Annotated in this window: 19 protein-coding genes; 9 read left to right on the top strand and 10 right to left on the bottom strand. The window is 56.8% G+C overall.

Annotated elements, in window-relative coordinates:
* Positions 1-22: 22 nt before the first annotated feature.
* The gene (cueO, locus tag V1599_RS06695) at positions 23-1591 is read right to left on the bottom strand and encodes a multicopper oxidase CueO (RefSeq protein WP_395301234.1); all 1569 of its coding nucleotides are present in this window, start codon (positions 1589-1591) and stop codon (positions 23-25) included.
* A 145-nt stretch (positions 1592-1736) separates the two neighbouring features.
* Between cueO and V1599_RS06690 the strand changes: the two genes are divergently transcribed.
* The 3 genes from V1599_RS06690 (at position 1737) to speD (ending at position 3850) form a co-directional block, all read left to right on the top strand.
* A complete protein-coding gene (locus tag V1599_RS06690; RefSeq protein WP_014882582.1) occupies positions 1737-2084 on the top strand; it encodes a YacC family pilotin-like protein in 348 nt (115 codons plus the stop codon).
* A gap of 101 nt (positions 2085-2185) precedes the next feature.
* Positions 2186-3055: a polyamine aminopropyltransferase gene (gene speE / locus V1599_RS06685; RefSeq protein ID WP_112012783.1), complete on the top strand. Its 870-nt coding sequence runs from the start codon at positions 2186-2188 to the stop codon at positions 3053-3055.
* Complete coding sequence (gene speD, locus V1599_RS06680) at positions 3056-3850, top strand: adenosylmethionine decarboxylase (RefSeq protein WP_112012781.1); 795 nt, start codon at positions 3056-3058, stop codon at positions 3848-3850.
* A gap of 30 nt (positions 3851-3880) precedes the next feature.
* Here speD and yacL read toward each other — a convergent pair whose 3' ends face one another.
* Both yacL and acnB read right to left on the bottom strand, forming a co-directional pair.
* Entirely contained in the window at positions 3881-4243 is a 363-nt protein-coding gene (gene yacL, locus V1599_RS06675) for a protein YacL (RefSeq protein WP_112012780.1), read from the bottom strand.
* 184 nt (positions 4244-4427) lie between these two features.
* Positions 4428-7025 (bottom strand): bifunctional aconitate hydratase 2/2-methylisocitrate dehydratase, encoded by a 2598-nt coding sequence (gene acnB / locus V1599_RS06670; protein WP_395301233.1) that lies wholly within the window; start codon positions 7023-7025, stop codon positions 4428-4430.
* Between the two features lie 403 nt (positions 7026-7428).
* Here acnB and V1599_RS06665 point away from each other — a divergent pair, with 403 nt between their 5' ends.
* Both V1599_RS06665 and V1599_RS06660 read left to right on the top strand, forming a co-directional pair.
* On the top strand, positions 7429-8904 hold the full coding sequence (locus V1599_RS06665; protein WP_395301232.1) for a DUF3300 domain-containing protein: 1476 nt from the start codon (positions 7429-7431) through the stop codon (positions 8902-8904).
* Positions 8905-8914: 10 nt separating this feature from the next.
* Positions 8915-9706 (top strand): DUF2950 family protein, encoded by a 792-nt coding sequence (locus V1599_RS06660; RefSeq protein WP_395301231.1) that lies wholly within the window; start codon positions 8915-8917, stop codon positions 9704-9706.
* Positions 9707-9755: 49 nt separating this feature from the next.
* Here V1599_RS06660 and traT read toward each other — a convergent pair whose 3' ends face one another.
* The 5 genes from traT to pdhR form a co-directional block, all read right to left on the bottom strand.
* A complete protein-coding gene (traT, locus tag V1599_RS06655) occupies positions 9756-10487 on the bottom strand; it encodes a conjugal transfer complement resistance protein TraT (RefSeq protein WP_112011148.1) in 732 nt (243 codons plus the stop codon).
* A 193-nt stretch (positions 10488-10680) separates the two neighbouring features.
* Positions 10681-12105, bottom strand: a complete 1425-nt coding sequence (gene lpdA, locus V1599_RS06650; RefSeq protein WP_112011158.1) for a dihydrolipoyl dehydrogenase — start codon at positions 12103-12105, stop codon at positions 10681-10683.
* Between the two features lie 175 nt (positions 12106-12280).
* Positions 12281-14176: a pyruvate dehydrogenase complex dihydrolipoyllysine-residue acetyltransferase gene (aceF, locus tag V1599_RS06645; protein WP_395301230.1), complete on the bottom strand. Its 1896-nt coding sequence runs from the start codon at positions 14174-14176 to the stop codon at positions 12281-12283.
* 14 nt (positions 14177-14190) lie between these two features.
* Entirely contained in the window at positions 14191-16854 is a 2664-nt protein-coding gene (gene aceE / locus V1599_RS06640; protein ID WP_297118548.1) for a pyruvate dehydrogenase (acetyl-transferring), homodimeric type, read from the bottom strand.
* Between the two features lie 241 nt (positions 16855-17095).
* The gene (pdhR, locus tag V1599_RS06635; RefSeq protein WP_112011145.1) at positions 17096-17860 is read right to left on the bottom strand and encodes a pyruvate dehydrogenase complex transcriptional repressor PdhR; all 765 of its coding nucleotides are present in this window, start codon (positions 17858-17860) and stop codon (positions 17096-17098) included.
* Between the two features lie 263 nt (positions 17861-18123).
* Here pdhR and V1599_RS06630 point away from each other — a divergent pair, with 263 nt between their 5' ends.
* The 4 genes from V1599_RS06630 (at position 18124) to V1599_RS06615 (ending at position 22285) form a co-directional block, all read left to right on the top strand.
* A complete protein-coding gene (locus V1599_RS06630; RefSeq protein WP_395301229.1) occupies positions 18124-18369 on the top strand; it encodes a hypothetical protein in 246 nt (81 codons plus the stop codon).
* Between the two features lie 27 nt (positions 18370-18396).
* Entirely contained in the window at positions 18397-19767 is a 1371-nt protein-coding gene (aroP, locus tag V1599_RS06625) for an aromatic amino acid transporter AroP (protein ID WP_112011143.1), read from the top strand.
* Between the two features lie 165 nt (positions 19768-19932).
* Positions 19933-21342: a glycoside-pentoside-hexuronide (GPH):cation symporter gene (locus V1599_RS06620; protein ID WP_112011142.1), complete on the top strand. Its 1410-nt coding sequence runs from the start codon at positions 19933-19935 to the stop codon at positions 21340-21342.
* Positions 21335-22285 (top strand): family 43 glycosylhydrolase, encoded by a 951-nt coding sequence (locus tag V1599_RS06615; protein ID WP_112011141.1) that lies wholly within the window; start codon positions 21335-21337, stop codon positions 22283-22285. Before V1599_RS06620 ends, V1599_RS06615 begins: the two co-directional genes overlap by 8 nt.
* A gap of 18 nt (positions 22286-22303) precedes the next feature.
* Here V1599_RS06615 and ampE read toward each other — a convergent pair whose 3' ends face one another.
* Complete coding sequence (gene ampE, locus V1599_RS06610; protein ID WP_112011140.1) at positions 22304-23158, bottom strand: beta-lactamase regulator AmpE; 855 nt, start codon at positions 23156-23158, stop codon at positions 22304-22306.
* Positions 23155-23718, bottom strand: a complete 564-nt coding sequence (gene ampD / locus V1599_RS06605; protein ID WP_112011139.1) for a 1,6-anhydro-N-acetylmuramyl-L-alanine amidase AmpD — start codon at positions 23716-23718, stop codon at positions 23155-23157. Before ampD ends, ampE begins: the two co-directional genes overlap by 4 nt.
* Positions 23719-23800 lie beyond the last annotated feature (82 nt).

Below are 23800 nucleotides of genomic sequence, written 5' to 3'. Positions count from 1 at the left end.
AGGACATCAGGCCGCACCTGCTTTAAACAGTGAACCCCAGCATCATCCCCGTATCCTCATGCTCAAGCAGATGGCAGTGGGCCATATAGGCAAACTCCTTCGGCGCGTCGTGGTCGAACTTCACCAGCACTTCGCTGACGCCGCCCTCTACCCTTACCGTATCTTTCCAGCCCCGGCGATGCGCCGCAGGCGCGCTGCCGTTTTCGGACAGGATGCGGAACTGCGTGCCGTGAATGTGGAACGGATGCAGCATCATGTCGCCTTCGCCGGAAATCACCCAGCGCTCATACTTGCCCTTTTCGGCGGCAAACATCGGCGTGTTCATGTCGAACGCTTTGCCGTTGATCGTATTGGCGTTATGGAAATCAAATCCGTGGCCGCCGTGATTCATGTTTCCCATGCCGCCCATTTTCCCGTGATCCATATTCATATGGCCCGTCATTTCGCCGTGCTGCATACCGGCCATCGCCTGATTGCCGTATTTCTTCATCAGCGCCTGCATGCCCATCATGTCGAGCATCGGGTCCATTGCGAGCTGCAGCTTGCGCTGGGTTAACCCTTCAAGAGAAGGCAGCGCCGGGAGCGTAGCCAGCGCGTCCGGCAGCACGCCGGAGGCGGTGACCTGCAGCGGCTGGATGCGCAGCACCGGATGCGGCTTATCAAACGGCGCAACGGCCATCCCCATCTGGCTCACCGGCAGCGTAATGAGGTCAAACGCCTTGCCGTCGCTGATGTCCACCAGCACCTCAAAGCGCTCGCCCATCAGCATCGGCAGCTCGCTCACCTTAACCGGCTCGGGCAGCAGGCCGCCGTCGCTTGCCACCACGTAAAGCGGGCGCTGATCGCTGGCGGCAAAATTCAGCGACCGGGCGTTACAGCCGTTAAGCAAACGCAGGCGCAGCCAGCCCTTCGGCGCGGCGTGCTGCGGGTAGATCGCGCCGTTGGTCAGCAGCGTATCGCCAAACCAGCCTACCGCCGCGCTCATTACGTCCAGCTGGTAGTCAATCTGCCCGTCCGCGTTGAATTTTTTGTCCTGCACGATAACGGGCACATCGTCGATGCCCCACTGTTTTGGCAGGCGAAGCAGGCGGCTCTCATCATCCTCAATCAGCACCAGACCGGCCAGCCCCATCGCCACCTGATGGCCCGTTTTGCCGTGCTGATGCGGGTGGAACCAGCAGGTTGCCGCGCGCTGGTCAGGGGTAAAAGTGACGGTGCGCTTGCCGCCGGGCTTAATCACGCCCTGCGGCCCGCCGTCGACCTCGCCCGGAACTTCCAGGCCGTGCCAGTGCAGGGTGGTCTCATCAGCAAGCGTGTTGTGAATGTCAACGGTGACCGCCTTCCCCTTACGCAGCTGGAGCGCAGGGCCGAGCAGATTGCCGTTATAACCCAACGTTGTTGCGGCGTGCTGACCGAACGTGGTTTTACCGGCCTGCACCACAAGCTGAATGCGGCTGCGGGCGTCTGCGGCGAGTAATTCAGGAATGGGTAAAGCCGGTCTGTCGGCGGCAAAAACGGCGCGGCTCCAGAGTGGTAACGCGCTGGCAACCCCCAGCGCGGCAGAATATTTCAAAAAATCACGACGTTGCATGTGCATTTCCTTATTTCCACCAGGCGATCTTTTGAGCATAAACCCTCCCCTTACCGGAAGGTCAAGCGCGGCGGCGATAATAAAGATCGTCGGCCTGGCATCAAGTGTGCTAACGTTAATTTTCCGTGATGCAGTGGTAAAGGTAATGAAGACGTTTTTCAGAACAATTTTGTTCGGTAGCCTGATGGCGATGTGTGCGAACAGTTACGCGCTAAGTGAAAACGAAGCGGAAGATATGGCCGATCTGACGGCAGTTTTTGTTTTTCTGAAGAACGATTGTGGTTACCAGAATTTGCCCAATGGGCAAATTCGTCGCGCACTGGTCTTTTTTGCCCAGCAGAACCAATGGGACCTCAGCAACTACGACAGCTTCGACATGAAGGCGCTCGGTGAAGACAGCTACCGCGATTTAAGCGGTATTGGCATTCCCACTGCTAAAAAATGCAAAGCGCTGGCTCGCGATTCACTCAGCCTGCTCGCCTACGTGAAGTAACCTTCCCGACGCCCCTTGTTGACCCGCTAACCGCTTCACGGCGGTTTTGTGTTGCGCCCATCTGCCGGATGTAATGGATGTTAACGAAGGAGGTGCTCCCCATGACCGATAAAACGGTATGGCAAGAAACGCTGCATGACCAGTTTGGTCAGTATTTTGCCGTGGATAACGTGCTTTATCATGAGAAAACCGATCATCAGGATTTGATCATCTTCGAGAACGCCGCCTTTGGCCGCGTGATGGCGCTGGACGGCGTGGTGCAAACCACCGAGCGCGATGAGTTTATCTATCACGAAATGATGACCCACGTGCCGCTGCTGGCGCACGGCCACGCGAAGCGCGTCCTCATCATCGGCGGCGGCGACGGCGCGATGCTGCGCGAAGTTTCTCGCCATCGCACCGTAGAATCGATCACCATGGTGGAAATCGATGCGGGCGTTGTGTCGTTCTGCCGTCAGTATCTGCCTAACCATAACGCGGGTAGCTACGACGATCCGCGCTTTAACCTGGTTATCGACGACGGCGTCAATTTTGTTAACCAGACGACGCAAACGTTTGACGTGATTATCTCCGACTGTACCGACCCTATCGGCCCTGGCGCATCGCTGTTTACCTCCGCCTTTTACGAAGGCTGCAAACGCTGCCTGAACCCGGGCGGCATCTTCGTTGCGCAAAACGGCGTCTGCTTCCTGCAGCAGGATGAGGCCCTCGACAGCCACCGCAAGCTGAGCACCTATTTTAGCGACGTCAGCTTCTATCAGGCGGCCATTCCGACCTACTACGGCGGGATCATGACCTTTGCCTGGGCGACGGACAATGACGTGCTGCGTCATCTCTCCGCCGAAATCATTCAGGCCCGCTTCCACAAGGCCGGGCTCACGTGCCGCTACTACAACCCTGCAATCCATACCGCCGCGTTTGCCTTACCGCAGTATCTGCAAGACGCACTGTCCTCCGAGGGGGTGAACTAATTGAAAAAGCTTAAACTGCATGGCTTTAACAACCTGACCAAAAGCCTGAGTTTTTGTATTTACGATATCTGCTACGTTAAAACCGCAGAAGAGCGCGATGGCTACATCGCCTATATCGATGAACTCTACAACGCCAACCGTCTGACCGAAATTTTGTCAGAGACCTGCTCCATTATCGGCGCGAACATCCTGAACATCGCGCGTCAGGACTACGAGCCGCAGGGCGCAAGCGTGACCATTCTGGTGAGCGAAGAGCCCGTCGACCCGACGCTTATTGACAAGACCGAGCACCCGGGCCCGCTGCCGGAAGCGGTGGTGGCCCATCTCGATAAAAGCCACATCTGCGTACATACCTACCCTGAAAGCCACCCAGAGGGCGGCCTGTGCACCTTCCGCGCGGATATTGAAGTGTCGACCTGCGGGGTGATTTCACCGCTGAATGCACTGAACTACCTTATCCACCAGCTGGAGTCCGACATTGTCACCGTTGACTATCGCGTGCGCGGTTTTACCCGCGATATCAACGGCATGAAGCATTTCATCGATCATGAGATTAATTCCATCCAGAACTTTATGTCAGAGGATATGAAGTCCCTGTACGACATGATGGACGTGAACGTGTATCAGGAAAATATCTTCCATACCAAGATGCTGCTGAAAGAGTTCGATCTGAAGCACTACATGTTCCACACCAGGCCGGAAGACCTGAGCGAAGAAGAGCGCGAGGCGATTACCAGCCTGCTCTGGAAAGAGATGCGCGAAATCTACTACGGCCGCAATATTCCGGCCGTGTAAAGCGCGCGGGAGCAAGGACGCTCCGACGTGTTACTTCTGTTTCATGAAATCGCGATACGCAGCCACTACCTGCAAAAAGTCCTCAACGCCGCACAGCGACAGGCTCTCTTCGTCGTAGTAGCTCATCCCCTCTTCCATTTCGTCCCCTGAAAACTCAAGCTGGTTGGCGCGTACCATCACCTCTTCGCCGTCCATCCACAGGGTGTATTCGTGCCCGGCTCGCTGCCAGGAGCGCTCGCTGCCTTTTACCGTCAGCGCCGCCTGCTCCACCTCATCCAGCAGCGCGAGGTTCTCTTTCACCTCTTCGTTAAACCAGTGCCCAACGGCTTCGTGGCCCATCGACATACGCACCTTCACCACGCCGGTGATGTCGCGCAGAAATTCGTAATCCATAGTATTTTCCTCTGCAAAGCCAATAGGGTAATTATCGCAGCAGCGAGGAAGAAAAAAAGCGCGTGGGGTGAAAGGAATGAAAATAAAAAAACACCCCTCACCCCCAACCCCTCTCCCCAAAAGGGCGAGGGGTGTTATATTCCCTCTCCCCTTTGGGGAGAGGGTTAGGGTGAGGGGTTGCTGTTTATACCGCGGTTTGGAAGATCACCCCGTCGGCCTTCTCGGTGTACTGAGAGAGCTGGTCGAAGTTCAGATAGCGATAGGTATCCACCGCCGTCTTATCAACCTGCGCGACGAAGGTCTGATACTCTTCCGGCGTTGGCAGTTTGCCAATCAGCGCCGCAACCGCCGCCAGCTCCGCTGAGGCCAGGAAGACGTTAGCTCCCGTACCTAAACGGTTAGGGAAGTTACGGGTAGAGGTAGAGACCACCGTCGCACCGTCCGCCACGCGCGCCTGGTTGCCCATACACAGGGAACAGCCAGGGATTTCGATACGCGCACCGCTTTTGCCAAACACGCTGTAGTAGCCTTCTTCGGTCAGCTGCGCCGCGTCCATACGGGTTGGCGGAGCTACCCACAGGCGGGTTGGCAGCTGGCCTTTGTGGGTATCCAGCAGCTTGCCGGCCGCGCGGAAGTGGCCGATGTTGGTCATGCAGGAGCCGATAAACACTTCGTCGATCTTCTCGCCCTGAACCTCGGACAGCGGACGCGCGTCGTCCGGATCGTTTGGCGCACACAGGATTGGCTCTTTGATGTCCGCCAGATCGATGTCGATCACCGCCGCATACTCTGCGTCAGCGTCGGCCTCCAGCAGCTGCGGATCGGCCAACCATTTTTCCATCCCCTGGATACGGCGCTCCAGCGTACGACGGTCACCGTAGCCCTCTGCAATCATCCACTTCAGCAGCACGATGTTGGAGGTCAGGTACTCTTCGATTGGCGCTTTGTTCAGCTTGATGGTACAGCCCGCGGCGGAACGCTCGGCGGAGGCATCGGTCAGCTCGAACGCCTGCTCCACCTTCAGGTCCGGCAGACCTTCAATCTCCAGAATGCGGCCAGAGAAGATGTTTTTCTTCCCTTTCTTCTCAACGGTCAGCAGGCCCTGTTTAATCGCATACAGCGGGATCGCATGAACAAGGTCGCGCAGGGTGATGCCCGGCTGCATTTTGCCTTTGAAGCGCACCAGCACGGACTCCGGCATATCCAGCGGCATCACGCCGGTCGCTGCGGCAAACGCCACCAGACCTGACCCGGCCGGGAAGGAGATCCCGATTGGGAAGCGGGTATGGGAGTCGCCGCCGGTGCCCACGGTATCCGGCAGCAGCATGCGGTTCAGCCAGGAGTGGATTACGCCGTCGCCAGGACGCAGGGAAACGCCGCCGCGGTTCATGATGAAGTCCGGCAGCGTATGGTGCGTGGTGACGTCAACCGGCTTCGGATAGGCCGCGGTGTGGCAGAAGGACTGCATCACCAGATCGGAAGAGAAGCCCAGGCACGCCAGGTCCTTCAGCTCGTCGCGAGTCATTGGGCCGGTGGTGTCCTGAGAGCCTACTGAGGTCATCTTCGGCTCGCAGTACGCGCCCGGACGCACGCCCGCTACGCCGCACGCGCGGCCGACCATTTTCTGCGCCAGAGAGTAGCCGCGGCTGCTTTCCGCCACGTCCTTCGCCTGACGGAACACGTCAGAGTGCGGCAGCCCCAGCGCTTCACGCGCCTTGGTGGTCAGGCCGCGGCCGATGATCAGCGGGATACGGCCACCGGCGCGCACTTCGTCGATCAGCACGTCGGTTTTCAGCTCGAAGCTGGCAAGCAGTTCGTTGGTTTCGTGGTTACGCACTTCACCTTTGAACGGGTAAACGTCAATCACGTCTCCCATGTTCAGGTTGCTTACGTCCACTTCAATCGGCAGCGCGCCCGCATCTTCCATGGTGTTGAAGAAGATAGGTGCAATTTTGCCGCCAAGGCACAGGCCGCCGCCGCGCTTGTTCGGCACGTGCGGAATATCGTCGCCCATGAACCACAGCACGGAGTTTGTCGCGGACTTACGGGAAGAGCCGGTGCCCACAACGTCACCCACGTAGGCCAGCGGGAAGCCTTTCTTCTGCAGCGCTTCGATCTGCTTGATTGGGCCTACGGCACCAGGCTGATCCGGCTCAATGCCTTCACGGGCGTTTTTCAGCATCGCCAGGGCGTGCAGAGGGATATCCGGGCGGGACCACGCGTCCGGCGCCGGAGAGAGATCGTCGGTGTTGGTTTCACCGGTGACTTTAAAGACGGTAACGGTGATCTTTTCAGCCAGAGCTGGACGGTTCAGGAACCATTCGGCATCGGCCCAGGACTGCATCACCTGCTTCGCGTAGACGTTGCCCGCTTTGGCTTTTTCTTCCACATCGTAGAAGTTATCGAACATCAATAGCGTAGAAGAGAGCGCTTTGGCGGCAATCGGCGCCAGCGTGTCGTTATCCAGCGCGTCAATCAGCGGGTGAATGTTATAGCCGCCCTGCATGGTGCCGAGCAGTTCAATCGCTTTTTCAGGAGTGACCAGCGGGGAGGTTGCTTCGCCTTTAGCAACGGCGGCAAGGAATCCGGCTTTAACGTAGGCAGCTTCATCTACGCCAGGCGGTACGCGGTTGATCAGCAGATCTAACAGGAATTCTTCTTCGCCCTTAGGCGGGTTCTTCAGCAGCTCGACGAGCGCGGCCATTTGGGTTGCATCTAAAGGTTTGGGTACAATTCCCTCGGCGGCACGTTCTGCTACGTGCTTACGGTATTCTTCTAGCACGACGGTTCTCCTCGCTCTCATTGTCAATTGCGGCCGGCGTTCTCTTCACGCTCCTGTGAGACAGCAGTTTGTAGGGTAAATGCCCGATACCGCGTCGGGCAGCATAGCAGGATTTCTGCACAGTGTTAATCTGTTTACAAAAAAGCAACATTAAATGATTTGCTGAATCGTTAAGGATGGTATAGCGGGCAGGTAAGACGAATGGTCGCGACAAAATCCAGTCAACAGCGATGCGCGGAATCCCCTCACTGGCAATATCATTGTGTAATAAATGCACACACTCTTTATCCGGACGCATCGGGTAAATTCCCAACAAAAGCTAAAACTGTAAATGACGGGTGAATGATACTCGCGGCAATTAAAACGCCTCACGGCACGGTACGGGTCTCGTTGGAGCCATTCTATGAAGTTGCCTTTTAAGCCACACCTGCTCGTTCTCCTGTGCAGCACCGGACTCTTTGCCGCCTCGGGCGTGATGTTCGTCAAAAGCCGCGCCACCGAAACGCCCGCGCCAGTTTCTCAGCAGCAGCCTGCTCCACCGGCCGCGCCGCCTGCACCGGTTATCGCCCCGACCTACACTGCGGTACAGCTGGACCAGTGGACGGCGCCGATTGCGCTCTACCCGGACGCGCTCCTGTCACAGATCCTGATGGCCTCAACCTATCCGTCAAACGTGATTCAGGCCGCGCAGTGGTCGCAGGACAATCCAAAACTGCAGGGCGATGCGGCGATCCAGGCGGTTTCCAGCCAGCCGTGGGATGCCAGCGTGAAGTCGCTGGTGGCTTTCCCGCAGCTGATGTCGCTGCTGGGCGGCAATCCGGAATGGGTGCAAAACCTGGGCAACGCGTTTCTTGCCCAGCCAAAAGACGTGATGGACTCCGTGCAGCGGCTGCGCGCGCTGGCGCAGCAAACCGGTGCGCTGAAATCGTCGCCACAGCAGACGGTAAGCGTGGAGAAAAAATCGGCGCCAGTCCAAAGCACAACAGCCGCTGCGATAGCACCTGCCAGCCCGACGATTATAAAAATCGAACCTGCCGATCCTCAGGTTGTTTACGTACCGACCTATAATCCGTCCACTGTCTACGGAGCATGGCCAAACGCCAGCTACCCTCCGGTGTACCTGCCGCCCTCTCCCGGCGAGCAGTTCAGCAATAGCTTTGTGAACGGGCTGGGCTTCAGCCTCGGGGTTGCCACCACGTACGCGCTGTTTAGCAATATCGACTGGGACGACGATGATCATCACCATGATGATGACCACCACCATGACGACTATCACCACGATGGTTACACCCATAACGGCGATAACATCAATATCAATGTGAATAATTTCAACAAGATCACGGGCGAGCACCGCACGGACAACACTATGCTCTGGCAGCACAATCCTGGCTACCGTAACGGCGTACCTTACCCCAACGGTAAGGTCGCCAGCCAGTTTCATCCAACGAGCACGCCCACGGGGCTGAGCGCCACGCCACATCAGGCGGCCAGTCGCGACAGCCAGCGGCAGGCGGCGATGGCGCAGGTGCAAAAATCGACGGGGAAATCGCTTTCACAGCTCCAGGCTACCCGACCTTTGCAGCATCAGCCGTCCAGTCAGCAGCTTAAGCAGATTTCGCAGCGAAATAACTTCCGCGGCTACGACGCTGCGAAACCGCACGCGCTCTCCGGCGAAACGCACGGACAGCATGCCCTTCAGCCCTCCTCGCTGCAGCACCAGACGTTCAGGGCCAATGCCCTCAGCGGGAACGAAAGCCGCGCGGCAAGCTGGCGTGCTCAGCAGCAGCGCGGCCTGCAAAGCCGGCAGCTCGCTACGCATATATCGCAGCATCCGTTACCGGCCGCGCGGCCTTTACCTCATGACATTCGCCATCGTTAAGAGAGCTAACATGAAGATGACTTTACTCAGCGGTGTGGCGCTGTTCATGGCATCCACCGTCGCCGTGGCGCAACAGCAGTTCAGCACGCCTGAACAAGCTACCGATGCCTTAACGCAGGCCATCAGCGAGCAGAATGAAGGTGCGATGGGAAATCTGCTTGGTGAAAACTGGCGCAACGTTCTGCCGCCGGAGGGCGTTGACCCCGAAGCCGTCGCCCGGTTCCTGCGCGACTGGAAGGTGAAACACACCACGATTGTGAGCGGCGATACGGCGCACCTGATCGTGGGCGAGAACGCCTGGCAGCTGCCGATCCCCGTCGTGAAAACGTCAAACGGCTGGCAGTTTGATATTCAGCAGGCCGCGGACGAAATTTTGACGCGCGAAATCGGGCGCAACGAGCTTGCCGCCATCGAAGCGCTGCATGCCTACGTGGACGCCCAGCAAAGCTATTTCGCCCTCAACCAGACCTACGCGGCGAAAATCGTCAGCTCGAAGGGGAAAAAAGATGGCCTTTACTGGCCCGTATCGCCCGGCGAAGCGCCCAGCCCGCTGGGGCCTGCGTTTAGCCCGCCAGAGCCCGGCGCAGGCTATCACGGTTATCGATTCAAGATCCTGCCCGATAGGCACGGCTTTGCAATGGTCGCCTGGCCGGTCAGCTACGGACAGACGGGGGTGATGAGCTTTGTGGTTAATCAGAGCGACAGGGTATACGAGACGAATTTGGGCAGCGATACCGCGCAAAAAGCGCAGGCGTTAGCCGCATTCAGCCCTGATAGTGCCTGGCAGCCCGTCGCGCCGTAAAGCATTAACGTGAAGGCCGGATAAGGCTTCCCTCTATCCGGCCATTTTATTACAGAATATTGGCAACCGATTTTGCCAGCTGCGCTTCAAGCACCGGCTTCGCCTCTTCAAACTTCAGGTTCACCTTGTTGGCGTTCGACACCACGCGGGTCTGGTACTTCGCGCGATCGCCCTGCTCGCTGCTGGTCTGCAGCTTCACGCCGGACGTCCCCTGACGCAGCGCCGCGATGTTGTCAGTGGTCACTTTCGCCTTGCTGCGCTCGGAAATCTGCAGATCGGTGACCATGGTGTAGTTCACATCTTCTACCATCGCATCCGCCGCCATGCCGATCAGGCCTGCCGCCAGGCCCACGCCCAGCGCGGCACCGGAGGAGTTGCTGTTGTACGCAGTGATACCGGCACCCAGCGCGGCGCCCACGGCGGCACCTTCATAGCCGGTTTTCAGGAAGCCCTGCGCTTCGCGAAGGTCCATTTTGTCCGCTTTCAGCACGTTCGCCTGCACCCAGTAGTAGGCGCTGTCGGGAGAACTGGTCACCTTATAGCCCTTCGCCGTCAGCTCGTTCGCCAGCTGAGCCTGCAGGTTGCTCATGTCTTTATCAGAGGTATTTTTCACCTGAATGTAGACCGTTTTTTCGCTGGAAGGCTCCAGCCAGACGGTTTCGCTCATCTGGGTTTTAACTTCCAGATTACGTTTCTTCACCGCGGTGGTCATTGCCCCGCATCCGGCCAGCGTCATCGTCGCTGCCACTAAGCCAACTACCGCTACTTTCTTAAAAGACATATGTTTTCCTTTGCCTGGTAATAATAATCCGGCGCATCATAGCGATGAGCCGATCAACCAACAATGTAAGAAAATGTTATCGGCAGCGATGAGGGGATTTTTAGGAAAATATCAAGGATATAGCGACCAAATCAGGTAGTTTACAGGCAAAAAAAACGCCTCCGAAGAGGCGTTATCATCAGGCTCAAGAAACTTATTTCTTCTTCGCTTTCGCGTTTGGCAGGTCGGTGATGCTGCCTTCAAACACTTCTGCCGCCAGGCCCACGGACTCGTGCAGAGTTGGGTGAGCGTGGATGGTCAGCGCGATGTCTTCCGCGTCGCAGCCCATTTCGATCGCCAGGCCGATTTCACCCAGCAGCTCGCCGCCGTTGGTGCCGACAATCGCACCACCGATTACGCGGTGAGTCTCTTTGTCGAAGATCAGCTTGGTCACGCCATCTGCACAATCGGACGCGATAGCACGGCCAGAAGCCGCCCACGGGAAGGTGGCCGTTTCATAGCTGATGCCTTTCTCTTTCGCTTCTTTCTCGGTCAGACCAACCCATGCCACTTCTGGCTCGGTGTAGGCGATAGATGGGATCACTTTCGGGTCGAAGTAGTGCTTCATGCCGGCGATAACTTCTGCGGCAACGTGACCTTCGTGAACGCCTTTGTGCGCCAGCATTGGCTGACCGACGATATCGCCGATAGCAAAGATGTGCGGCACGTTGGTGCGCAGCTGCTTGTCAACGCGGATAAAGCCACGGTCGTCCACTTCCACGCCAGCAGCGCCAGCGTTGAGGTTTTTACCGTTCGGCACGCGGCCGATAGCCACCAGCACGGCGTCGTAACGCTGTGGTTCAGCAGGCGCTTTTTTGCCTTCCATGGAAACGTAAATACCGTCTTCTTTCGCTTCAACGGCAGTCACTTTGGTTTCCAGCATCAGGTTGAATTTCTTGCTGATGCGCTTGGTGAAGACTTTAACGATGTCTTTGTCTGCGGCCGGGATAACCTGGTCGAACATTTCAACCACGTCGATCTCTGAACCCAGCGCATGGTACACGGTACCCATTTCCAGACCGATGATACCGCCGCCCATAACCAGCAGACGCTTAGGAACGGTTTTCAGCTCCAGCGCATCGGTGGAATCCCACACGCGCGGATCTTCATGCGGAATGAACGGCAGTTCGATTGGGCGAGAGCCTGCGGCGATGATCGCGTTGTCGAAGTTAATCACGGTTTTGCCGTTTTCGCCTTCCACTTCCAGGGTGTTCGCGCCGGTAAATTTACCCAGACCGTTAACCACTTTGACCTTACGGCCTTTCGCCATACCGGCCAGACCGCCGGTCAGCTGAGTGATAACTTTCTCTTTCCAGGTACGAATTTTGTCGATATCGGTTTTCGGCTCGCCGAAGACGATACCGTGTTCAGCCAGCGCTTTGGCTTCTTCGATCACTTTCGCGACGTGCAGCAGCGCTTTAGAAGGGATACAGCCGACGTTCAGACAGACACCGCCGAGGGTGCTGTAACGTTCTACGATGACGGTTTCCAGACCTAAATCCGCCGCGCGGAATGCTGCGGAATAACCTGCCGGGCCTGCCCCAAGTACTACGACCTGAGTTTTGATTTCTGTGCTCATCATGACCTCTTAATGTATACCCGTCGTCCACCGGGTCGTTCTATCCGCCCGTATTTTACAAAATTGTTAACAATTTTGAAACAACAAACGGTTCATGAATTTTTGCTTTCGCTAATAACCTCATGGACTTCATGAGATTACCAGAAAAAAGCCGGCCGATTGGCCGGCTTTTCGATTACATCACCAGGCGGCGAATGTCGCTCAGGGTGTTGTTGATGATGGTGATAAAGCGCGCACCATCAGCACCGTCGATCACGCGGTGGTCGAAGGACAGAGAGATTGGCATCATCAGACGCGGCACGAACTCTTTGCCGTTCCACACCGGCTCCATCGCGGACTTGGACACACCGAGGATAGCCACTTCCGGCGCGTTAACAATCGGCGCGAAGTGGGTGGTACCCAGGCCGCCGATGCTGGAGATAGTGAAGCAGCCGCCCTGCATTTCGCCGGCAGTCAGCTTACCATCGCGCGCTTTCTTGGAGATGGTGGTCAGCTCGCGGGACAGCTCGGTAATGCTCTTCTTGTTCACGTCCTTGAAGACCGGAACCACCAGACCATTTGGCGTATCAACCGCAACACCGATGTTGATGTATTTCTTCAGCGTCAGCTTCTGGCCATCTTCAGACAGGGAGCTGTTGAAGCGTGGCATCTGCTCAAGCGCAGCAGCAACGGCTTTCATGATGAAGACCACCGGGGTGAATTTCACGTCCAGCTTGCGCTTCTCGGCTTCGGCGTTCTGCTGCTTGCGGAACGCTTCCAGGTCGGTGATATCGGTCTTATCGAAGTGCGTAACGTGCGGGATCATCACCCAGTTACGGCTCAGGTTAGCACCAGAGATTTTCTGGATACGGCCCAGCTCCACTTCTTCGATTTCGCCGAACTTGCTGAAGTCGACTTTCGGCCATGGCAGCATGCCCGGGATACCGCCACCGGCGGCTGCAGCAGGTGCCGCTTCGGCGCGTTTCACCGCGTCTTTCACGTAGGCCTGAACGTCTTCGCGCAGGATACGACCTTTACGGCCAGTCCCTTTCACTTTCGCCAGGTTTACACCGAACTCGCGCGCCAGGCGACGAATCAGCGGGGTGGCGTGAACGTAAGCGTCGTTCTCAGCGAACTCAGATTTGCCTTCCGCTTTCGCAGCAGGGGCAGCAGCAGGTTTCGCAGCCTGAGCCGGTGCAGCAGCAGGTGCCGGAGCAGCAGCAGCCGGAGCCGCGGCAGGCGCAGCGCCTTCCACTTCGAAGACCATGATCAGAGAGCCGGTAGACACTTTGTCGCCGGTGCTGATTTTGATCTCTTTAACGGTACCGGCGAACGGCGCAGGGACTTCCATAGAAGCCTTGTCGCCTTCAACGGTGATCAGCGACTGTTCAGCGGCAACTTTGTCGCCCACTTTAACCATCACTTCGGTCACTTCAACTTCGTCACCGCCGATATCCGGTACGTTAACGTCTTTCGCGCCACCGGCAGCGGCTGGTGCTGCGGCCGGAGCCGGGGCAGCAGCCTGAGCTGGCGCAGCGGCGCCTTCTGCACCCGCCACTTCGAAGACCATGATCAGAGAGCCAGTAGACACTTTGTCACCGGTGTTGATCTTGATCTCTTTAACAGTACCCGCGAACGGCGCTGGCACTTCCATAGAGGCTTTATCGCCCTCTACGGTAATCAGAGACTGCTCGGCCGCAACGGTATCGCCCACTTTCACTAGGATTTCAGTGACTTCAACTTCGTCACCGCCGATGTCAGGCACGTTCACTTCTTTCGCTGCCGCGGCAGCAGGTGCTGCAGCCGGAGCGGCTTCTTTCTTCTCTTCTGCCTTAGCAGGTGCAGCATCAGCTGCACCGTCGGCGGAATCGAAAATCATGATCAGTTTGCCGGTCTCGGTTTTATCGCCAACGGAGACTTTGATCTCCTTAACGATGCCAGCCTGAGGAGACGGGACTTCCATAGAGGCTTTGTCGCCCTCTACGGTGATCAGCGACTGTTCAGCTTCAACCTTGTCGCCCACTTTGACCAGGATCTCGGTGATTTCAACTTCATCAGCCCCGATGTCCGGTACATTGATTTCGATAGCCATTGTTCTTTTACCTCTTACGCCAGACGCGGGTTAACTTTATCTGCATCGATGTTGAATTTGGTGATTGCTTCCGCCACCACTTTCTTGTCGATTTCGCCACGTTTAGCCAGTTCGCCCAGGGCTGCTACAACCACGTAAGAAGCATCAACTTCGAAGTGGTGACGCAGGTTTTCGCGGCTGTCAGAACGACCGAAGCCGTCGGTGCCCAGTACGCGATAATCATCCGCTGGTACGTAAGTACGAACCTGCTCTGCGAACAGTTTCATATAGTCAGTAGACGCCACCGCCGGTGCGTCGTTCATCACCTGAGCGATGTACGGAACGCGCGGGGTTTCCAGCGGGTGCAGCATGTTCCAGCGTTCACAATCCTGGCCATCACGCGCCAGCTCGGTGAAGGAAGTCACAGAGTACACGTCGGAACCCACACCGTAGTCGTTCGCCAGGATCTGTGCCGCTTCACGCACGTGACGCAGGATAGAGCCGGAGCCCAGCAGCTGAACTTTACCTTTGCTACCTTCGAGGGTTTCGAGTTTGTAGATACCTTTACGGATACCTTCCTCGGCACCTGCTGGCATGGCCGGCATGTGGTAGTTTTCGTTCAGGGTGGTGATGTAGTAGTACACGTTCTCTTGTTTCTCACCGTACATGCGCTGCAGGCCGTCATGCATGATGACCGCCACTTCGTACGCGTAAGACGGGTCGTAAGAGATACAGTTAGGGATCGTCAGAGACTGAATGTGGCTGTGGCCATCTTCGTGCTGCAGACCTTCACCGTTCAGGGTCGTACGACCGGAGGTACCGCCTACCAGGAAGCCGCGAGCCTGCTGGTCGCCTGCCTGCCAGCACAGGTCACCGATACGCTGGAACCCGAACATGGAGTAGTAAATGTAGAACGGGATCATCGGCAGGTTGTTGGTGCTGTAAGAGGTCGCAGCAGCCAGCCAGGATGCGCCTGCGCCCAGCTCGTTGATACCTTCCTGCAGGATCTGACCTTTCTCGTCTTCTTTGTAGTATGCAACCTGCTCACGGTCCTGCGGGGTGTACTGCTGGCCGTTCGGGCTGTAGATACCGATTTGACGGAACAGACCTTCCATACCGAAAGTACGCGCTTCGTCGGCGATGATTGGCACCAGGCGATCTTTGATCGACTTGTTCTTCAGCATCACGTTCAGGGCACGAACGAAAGCGATAGTGGTAGAGATCTCTTTGTTCTGCTCTTCGAGCAGCTGAGAGAAGTCTTCCAGCGCTGGCAGTTCCAGCTTCTCGGTGAAGTTAGGCTGACGAGCCGGCAGGTAGCCTTTCAGCGCCTGACGACGTTCGTGCAGGTACTTGTGCTCTTCAGACCCTTCCGGGAAGGTGATGTAAGACAGGTTTTCTACCTGCTCATCGGTCACTGGAACGTTGAAACGGTCGCGGATATAACGCACGCCGTCCATGTTCATTTTCTTAACCTGGTGAGCGATGTTTTTACCTTCTGCGGTATCGCCCATGCCGTAACCTTTAATGGTGTGGGCCAGGATAACGGTCGCTTTACCTTTGGTTTCCTGCGCTTTTTTCAGTGCAGCGTAGACTTTCTTCGGATCGTGACCACCGCGGTTCAGGGCCCAGATCTGCTCATCAGTCCAGTCTGCAACCAGGGCTGCGGTTTCTGGATATTTGCCGAAGAAGTGCTCGCGAACGTAGGCACCGTCTTTGGATTTGAAGGTCTGATAGTCGCCGTCAACGGTTTCGTTCATCAGCTGGATCAGCTTGCCGCTGGTGTCTTTACGCAGCAACTCGTCCCAACGACCGCCCCACATGACTTTGATTACGTTCCAGCCAGCACCCGCGAAGATGCCTTCCAGTTCGTTGATGATCTTGCCGTTGCCGGTTACCGGACCATCCAGACGCTGCAGGTTACAGTTGATGATGAAGCACAGGTTGTCCAGCTTCTCGCGGGTCGCGATGGTGATCGCGCCTTTTGATTCTGGCTCATCCATTTCGCCGTCGCCCAGGAAGGCGTAAACGGTTTGCTCGGAGGTGTCTTTCAGACCACGGTGTTCCAGGTATTTCAGGAACTTAGCCTGATAAATCGCACCGATTGGGCCCAGACCCATAGATACGGTCGGGAACTGCCAGAATTCTGGCATCAGTTTAGGGTGCGGATAAGAAGACAGACCTTTACCGTGAACTTCCTGACGGAAGTTGTTCATCTGCTCTTCGGTCAGACGACCTTCCAGGAACGCACGCGCGTAGATGCCCGGAGAGATGTGGCCCTGGAAGTACACCAGGTCGCCGCCGTCTTTCTCGTTGGCCGCACGGAAGAAGTGGTTAAAGCACACTTCGTACACGGTCGCAGAAGACTGGAAGGACGCCATGTGGCCGCCCAGCTCGAGGTCTTTCTTGGACGCGCGCAGAACGGTCATGATTGCGTTCCAGCGGATAGCAGAACGAATGCGGCGTTCCAGATCCAGATTGCCCGGGTATTCCGGTTCGTCTTCAACGGCAATCGTGTTTACGTAGTTGCTAGCCCCTGCACCTGCAGCAACCTTCACGCCGCCTTTGCGGGCTTCTGAAAGCAGCTGATCAATCAGATACTGAGCGCGCTCAACACCTTCTTCACGGATGACCGATTCGATCGCCTGTAGCCAGTCGCGAGTTTCGATCGGATCCACGTCATTTTGGAGACGTTCTGACATGGGGGTATTCCTTATCTATCTAATACGTTGATTTGTCTGGAACCTGTCCCATTGCACTTTCCTTCTTCATATTTCGGGCTGTCTCCTTGTTGGCTGCGCTTCCTCACCCCAGTCACATAGTTAACTATGTGACTGGGGATTCGCGCACTTGCCGACGCGATACATCCCAAACTATGTCGAAAACTAAAAGCACAATAAGACAGGTTCTGCGTTTAGTTGCCGCGCTCTAAAAAACTGGCGCTTAATCCTTTCGTTGCTGTATGCGGCGAAGCGAACGCTCACGGCGTGATTGTTCACGGCTGCGGTCCAGCAAGATTTCCTCAATGAAAGCCAGGTGGCGGTGCGACGCTTCGCGCGCCTGCTCCGGTTCCCCGGCCATTATCGCCTCGAAGATTCGGGTGCGATGGTTGCTGACCAGCGGGAGCATGTCCCGACGGGCATACAACAATTCAAAATTCTGACGAACGTTCTGGGCCAGCATCGGCTCCATGCAGCGTAGCAGATGGAGGAGCACCACGTTGTGGGCCGCTTCGGTGACGGCAATTTGATACTGGACAACGGCGCTGGACTCGGCGTCTAAGTCGCCGGACTGCTGTGCCCGTTCAATGGCCTGATGCAGCTCGCGGATACGCACGCGATCTTCATCATTACTGCGAAGGGCGGCGTAATAGGCCGCGATGCCTTCCAGCGCGTGACGGGTCTCAAGCAGGTCAAACTGGGATTCTGGGTGGTCAGAGAGAAGTTCTACCAGCGGGTCGCTGAAGCTCTGCCACAGGCTGTTTTGCACAAAGGTTCCGCCGCCCTGACGACGAAGGAGCAAGCCCTTTGCTTCGAGACGTTGAATCGCCTCACGCAGAGAGGGACGGGAAACGTCGAACTGTTTTGCCAGCTCGCGTTCTGGCGGAAGCTTTTCACCCGGGCGCAGCGTCCCTTCGAGGATCAAAAACTCCAGCTGTTGCTCAATCACATCGGATAGTTTTGGTTGGCGAATTTTGCTGTAGGCCATATTCCCTGTCTTACGCCTTTTTGCCCGGAGTCAATTGGTCTTACCAATTTCATGTTCGTATCGCTAAAGTAACAAAGTATTCACCTTCTGTCCATATTGGTTTTGATTGAAATCAGTAAAGCCTGCACTTTTTAACAACCCTACAGAAATAACGTTTCAGAAATGTAACTTTGCACAAATGAGTTGATTACCCACAAAGAGGCAGATTTAACCTTAGTGAAACGAAGGTTTTTGCAATCTGAAGCGATTCAACAGCGCAAATAATGAAATTTCGCCCGCTTAAGGCGCATTTCTATTCTATAGGTTGGGATACGAAGGGATTGGGTCGGAATTTACAAACGCTTTCTTTTTATCCAGGTCGTCATCATCCCTTGATAAAGCAGGTGCATTCGCTGGCGCTTACCATTATTCTTGCGCTTACGGAAGTCACTCCCGCTTTTTTCGGTCACTTTAACCGTAAAGAAAATAATACAGAAATGGACTTTCATAATTACACACGCTCAGCGTGAACATAACAACCACACACGAGGTTTCAAATGGAAGCTCAACAGCATGGCGATCGGCTAAAGCGCGGCCTTAAGAACCGCCATATTCAGCTTATCGCATTGGGCGGCGCCATCGGTACCGGCCTGTTTCTGGGAAGCGCATCCGTCATCCAGTCTGCCGGTCCCGGCATTATTTTGGGTTACGCGATTGCGGGTTTCATCGCCTTTCTGATCATGCGTCAGCTGGGTGAAATGGTCGTTGAAGAGCCCGTTGCAGGCTCGTTCAGCCACTTTGCCTACAAATACTGGGGCAGCTTTGCCGGGTTCGCCTCCGGCTGGAACTACTGGGTGCTGTACGTTCTGGTTGCCATGGCCGAACTGACAGCCGTCGGGAAGTACGTTCAGTTCTGGTATCCGGAGATCCCCACCTGGGCATCCGCGGCGGCCTTCTTCGTCATTATTAACGCCATCAACCTGACCAACGTCAAAGTGTTCGGTGAGATGGAGTTCTGGTTTGCGATCATCAAGGTGGTTGCCGTTGTGGCGATGATCCTCTTCGGCGGCTGGCTGCTGTTTAGCGGCAACGGCGGCCCGCAGGCCACGGTGCGTAACCTCTGGGAACAGGGCGGATTCCTGCCTCACGGCATGACCGGCCTGGTGATGATGATGGCGATCATTATGTTCTCCTTCGGCGGCCTTGAGCTGGTGGGCATCACCGCGGCAGAAGCGGACAACCCGGAGCAGAGCATCCCGAAGGCCACCAACCAGGTTATCTACCGTATTCTGATTTTTTATGTGGGCTCGCTGGCGGTGCTGCTTTCCCTGATGCCGTGGACGCGCGTTACCGCTGACGTCAGCCCGTTTGTGCTGATCTTCCACGAGCTGGGCGATACCTTCGTGGCAAACGCGCTGAACATCGTGGTGCTTACCGCAGCACTGTCGGTGTACAACAGCTGCGTATATTGCAACAGCCGCATGCTGTTCGGCCTGGCGCAGCAGGGCAACGCGCCAAAAGCGCTGCTCAACGTGGATAAGCGCGGCGTGCCGGTGAACACCATTATCGTCTCCGCCGTGGTCACCGCGCTGTGCGTGCTGATCAACTACCTCGCGCCGGAATCGGCCTTCGGCCTGCTGATGGCGCTGGTGGTCTCTGCCCTGGTGATTAACTGGGCGATGATCAGCCTCGCGCACATTAAGTTCCGCCGCGCGAAGCAGCAGCAGGGCGTCAAAACCCGCTTCCCTGCCCTGCTTTATCCGCTGGGTAACTGGGTCTGCCTGCTGTTTATGGCTGCCGTTCTGGTCATCATGCTGATGACGCCGGGCATGGCGATTTCCGTTTACCTGATCCCGGTCTGGATTGCGATCCTCGGCGTGGGCTACCTGGTGAAGCAGAAAAACGCAGCCGCCCTCAAAGCGCATTAATCTCAACCGACGCTGCCCCCGTTTTTGCGGGTGCAGCGCGTTGTTACCTGCCTCACAAATTCCTCTCAACAGCCCGTTTATCCATATCACCGCCCTGATACTGCAACGCAAAAATCCCTTTGCCAGCAAATAATTCTCTCCATACCGAAAACCGGAGAGCTGTCGATGGATAACAATAAACTTTCAGTAAAAGAAAAGATCGGCTACGGCATGGGCGACGCAGGGTGCAACATCATCTTCGGCGCTATCATGCTGTTTGTTAACTACTTTTATACCGACATTTTTGGCCTGGCCCCTGCGCTGGTTGGCGTTCTGCTGCTCTCCGTGCGCGTGATTGACGCCGTCACGGACCCGATCATGGGCGCCATCGCCGACCGGACCCGCAGTAAATATGGCCGCTTTCGTCCATGGCTTTTATGGATCGCCTTTCCCTACGCGCTGTTCAGCATCCTGATGTTCACCACGCCGGAATGGAGCTACAACAGCAAAGTTATCTATGCGTTTGTCACCTATTTCCTGCTCTCTTTGACCTACACTGCCATTAACATCCCCTACTGCTCGCTGGGCGGCGTGATCACCAACGATCCGAAAGAGCGCGTGGCCTGTCAGTCTTACCGCTTCGTGATGGTGGGCATCGCCACGCTGCTGCTCTCCCTGACCCTGCTGCCGATGGCCGACTGGTTCGGCGGCGATGACAAAGCCAAAGGCTACCAGATGGCGATGACCGTGCTGGCGCTGATCGGCACCTGCATGTTCCTGTTCTGCTTCGCCACCGTGCGCGAGCGCGTGCGTCCGGCAGTGCAGACGCACGACGAGCTGAAAAACGATCTCAGGGACGTGTGGAAAAACGATCAGTGGGTGCGCATTCTGCTGCTGACGCTGTGCAACGTCTGCCCGGGCTTTATCCGCATGGCGGCCACCATGTATTACGTCACCTGGGTGATGGGCCAAAGCACCCACTTCGCCACGCTGTTTATTAGCCTCGGCGTGGTGGGCATGATGGGGGGCAGCATGCTGGCAAAAGTGCTCACCGACCGCTGGTGCAAGCTGAAAGTGTTCTTCTGGACCAATATCGCGCTGGCCATTTTCTCAACCGCCTTCTACTTCTTCGATCCGAAAGCGACGGTCACCATCGTGGTGCTCTACGTCCTGCTGAACGTCCTGCACCAAATCCCTTCTCCGCTGCACTGGTCGCTGATGGCCGACGTGGATGACTACGGCGAATGGAAGACCGGGAAGCGCATCACCGGGATCAGCTTCTCCGGCAATATCTTCTTCCTCAAGCTGGGTCTGGCGATTGCGGGCGCAATGGTCGGCTTCCTGCTCTCCTGGTACGGCTACGACGCGGGAGCCAAAGCGCAGAGCGCGGATGCGATCAACGGCATCGTGCTGCTGTTTACCGTCATTCCGGGCGTGGGCTACCTCATCACGGCAGGCGTAGTTCGCCTGCTGAAGGTAGATCGCGAGACCATGAAGCAAATCCAGTCAGACCTTGAAAAGCGTCGCAACAATTACCGCGAGCTGAACGACTATCAGACGTTAAGGACAGAACCCAAAGGAGCCCCTCATGCATAGCTGGCCAAACCCGTTTATCGAACAGCGCGCCGATCCGTACCTTCTCCACCACGAAGGGCTGTACTACTTTATCGCCTCGGTGCCCGAATACGATCGGCTGGCGATCCGCCGCGCAGGCTCACTCGACGGCCTGCGCAGCGCTGAAGAGGTGGTGGTGTGGCGTAAACCCGCAACCGGCCCGATGAGCCAGCTGATCTGGGCGCCGGAGCTGCACCGCATCGACGGCAGGTGGTACATCTATTTTGCCGCGGCGCATACCCAGGCGCTCGACAGGCTTGGCATGTTCCAGCACCGCATGTTCGCCCTGGAATGCACGGATGCCGATCCGCTCACCGGAACGTGGGTGGAAAAAGGGCAAATCCACACGCCTTTCGACACCTTCGCGCTGGACGCCACCACCTTTGTGCATCAGGGCAAGCGCTGGTATCTGTGGGCGCAAAAAGCGCCGGACATTCAGGGTAACTCCAACCTTTACCTGTGCGAGATGGAAAACCCGTGGACGCTGAAAGGCGAGCCGGTGATGCTCAGCAAGCCGGAGTACGACTGGGAGTGCCGCGGATTTCTGGTTAACGAAGGCCCGGCGGTGCTGGTTCACGGCGACAGGCTGTTTATCAGCTATTCCGCCAGCGCCACCGATGAAAACTACTGCATGGGGCTACTGTGGATAGACGGGCAGGCCGACCCGAAAAACCCGCGGAACTGGTATAAGTCTCCGCGTCCGGTGTTCGTCACCAGCGATGAAAACCGCCAGTATGGGCCAGGCCATAACAGCTTTACGCAGACGCCGGAAGGGGACGATGTGCTGGTGTACCACGCAAGGAACTACACCGAAATTGAGGGCGATCCGCTGTACGATCCGAATCGCCATACCCGCCTGAAGCGCGTCCGATGGGACGAGAACGGGATGCCAGATTTCGGCATCCCGCCTGCTGATACGCAGTAATCGATACGGCGCGCTGGCCTAAACCAGCGTGCCGTAAATGGTCAGCAGCGCCACGATCACCACCACCACAAACGATGTTTTCTTCGCCATTGAGACGGCGGTTTTTGGCGTTTCAACCCTGTTGGTGTGCGGCTCGCGCGCCAGTGAGAACTGCGCCAGGCGCGTTAAGACCTGATACTGAGAGGTGTGACGGTCAGCCAGCGAGGCAAACCACGCGGGCAGCGCTTTTTCACCGTGGCCAATCAGCGCGTATACCACGCCGACCAGACGCACCGGGAGCCAGTCGAGCACGTGCAGAATGCCGTCGATGCCGGACTGCAGACGCTCATGCGGCGTAAGGTAACGCGCCAGCCACGTCTGCCAGGCGCGCAGGAACGCGTACCCCATCAGCAGAACCGGCCCCCACGGGCCGCCGACCACGAACCAGAACAGCGGCGCGAGGTAATAGCGAAAGTTGATCCACAGCAGCGCGTTTTGCAGCTCGCGTAAAAACTCGCGCTCGTCGCAGTCAGGCGGTACCCCGTGGATCATGGTCAGCTCGCTCGCCATCGCGTCACGGGCGTGCGCATCCTCGCGGGAGGCGGCTTTCAGGTAAGCATGGTAATGCAGCCGCACCTTGCCCGCGCCGATACACAGCACGCCGAGCAAGATCCACACCACCAGCAGCGGCACGTTGAAAAAGAGGCCGTAAAGGGAACGCAGCAGCAGAAACGTTACGGCCATCACGGCAGCGGCCATCAGGAGCGTGCGGAAAAGGGAGAAGTGTTTGATCCGGCGGAACAGCACTTCCAGGCGATGATCGAGGTGCCAGTGTTCGCCCAGCTTGAACAGGCGCTCGGCGATCATCACTAACAGCATGGTAAACAACGTCATGTTATCTCCTTATCTGACGACGCGGTAAGCATGGCGCGAAACCGGGGCCAGTCAAACGCCGGGCCAGGATCGGTTTTTCTTGCGGGGGCAATATCGCTGTGCCCCGTAATGTTCCCGGCGATGGCGGGGTATAACGTCATAAGCGTTTCGGTGACAGCCACCAGCCGCTGATACTGTTCATCGGTGTAGGGCGTGGTGTCAGTGCCTTCCAGCTCAATGCCAATAGAGAAATCATTGCAGCGCTCGCGCCCCTGGTACTGCGACACGCCCGCATGCCAGGCCCGCTTATCAAACGGAACATACTGAACCACTTCTCCGTCGCGGCGAATCAGGCAATGCGCCGATACGCGCAGATGCGCAATTTCGGCAAAAAACGGATGCGCTGCGGGATCTATCGTTCCCGTGAATAACGCGTCAATCCACGGGCCGCCAAATTCTCCCGGCGGGAGGCTAATATTGTGAACCACCAGCAGTGAGGGCTTTTCATCCTCCGGGCGGCAATCGTGGTGCGGCGAAGGTACATGCCGCGCGTCCACCAGCCATCCGTTTTCTAACAACATGCTGGAACTCCTTATGTATGGTGCTGTTACTCGGTTCAGAGTAGCATGTTTCAATCTTATGATTCGTTACCAATTTGGAGTT

The organism is Enterobacter sp. ECC-175 (assembly GCF_043968675.1).
Taxonomy (GTDB): Bacteria; Pseudomonadota; Gammaproteobacteria; order Enterobacterales; family Enterobacteriaceae; genus Enterobacter.
Note: the sequence above shows the minus strand (reverse complement) of the source record. Positions and strands in the feature narration are given on the sequence as shown.

What these genes read in the sequence shown, in the direction of transcription:
- cueO (WP_395301234.1), bottom strand. Translation starts at nt 1,591, where the DNA reads ATGCAACGTCGTGATTTTTTGAAATATTCTGCCGCGCTGGGGGTTGCC.
- V1599_RS06690 (WP_014882582.1), top strand. Translation starts at nt 1,737, where the DNA reads ATGAAGACGTTTTTCAGAACAATTTTGTTCGGTAGCCTGATGGCGATG.
- speE (WP_112012783.1), top strand. Translation starts at nt 2,186, where the DNA reads ATGACCGATAAAACGGTATGGCAAGAAACGCTGCATGACCAGTTTGGT.
- yacL (WP_112012780.1), bottom strand. Translation starts at nt 4,243, where the DNA reads ATGGATTACGAATTTCTGCGCGACATCACCGGCGTGGTGAAGGTGCGT.
- V1599_RS06665 (WP_395301232.1), top strand. Translation starts at nt 7,429, where the DNA reads ATGAAGTTGCCTTTTAAGCCACACCTGCTCGTTCTCCTGTGCAGCACC.
- V1599_RS06660 (WP_395301231.1), top strand. Translation starts at nt 8,915, where the DNA reads ATGAAGATGACTTTACTCAGCGGTGTGGCGCTGTTCATGGCATCCACC.
- traT (WP_112011148.1), bottom strand. Translation starts at nt 10,487, where the DNA reads ATGTCTTTTAAGAAAGTAGCGGTAGTTGGCTTAGTGGCAGCGACGATG.
- lpdA (WP_112011158.1), bottom strand. Translation starts at nt 12,105, where the DNA reads ATGAGCACAGAAATCAAAACTCAGGTCGTAGTACTTGGGGCAGGCCCG.
- aceF (WP_395301230.1), bottom strand. Translation starts at nt 14,176, where the DNA reads ATGGCTATCGAAATCAATGTACCGGACATCGGGGCTGATGAAGTTGAA.
- aceE (WP_297118548.1), bottom strand. Translation starts at nt 16,854, where the DNA reads ATGTCAGAACGTCTCCAAAATGACGTGGATCCGATCGAAACTCGCGAC.
- pdhR (WP_112011145.1), bottom strand. Translation starts at nt 17,860, where the DNA reads ATGGCCTACAGCAAAATTCGCCAACCAAAACTATCCGATGTGATTGAG.
- V1599_RS06630 (WP_395301229.1), top strand. Translation starts at nt 18,124, where the DNA reads ATGAAATTTCGCCCGCTTAAGGCGCATTTCTATTCTATAGGTTGGGAT.
- aroP (WP_112011143.1), top strand. Translation starts at nt 18,397, where the DNA reads ATGGAAGCTCAACAGCATGGCGATCGGCTAAAGCGCGGCCTTAAGAAC.
- V1599_RS06620 (WP_112011142.1), top strand. Translation starts at nt 19,933, where the DNA reads ATGGATAACAATAAACTTTCAGTAAAAGAAAAGATCGGCTACGGCATG.
- V1599_RS06615 (WP_112011141.1), top strand. Translation starts at nt 21,335, where the DNA reads ATGCATAGCTGGCCAAACCCGTTTATCGAACAGCGCGCCGATCCGTAC.
- ampE (WP_112011140.1), bottom strand. Translation starts at nt 23,158, where the DNA reads ATGACGTTGTTTACCATGCTGTTAGTGATGATCGCCGAGCGCCTGTTC.
- ampD (WP_112011139.1), bottom strand. Translation starts at nt 23,718, where the DNA reads ATGTTGTTAGAAAACGGATGGCTGGTGGACGCGCGGCATGTACCTTCG.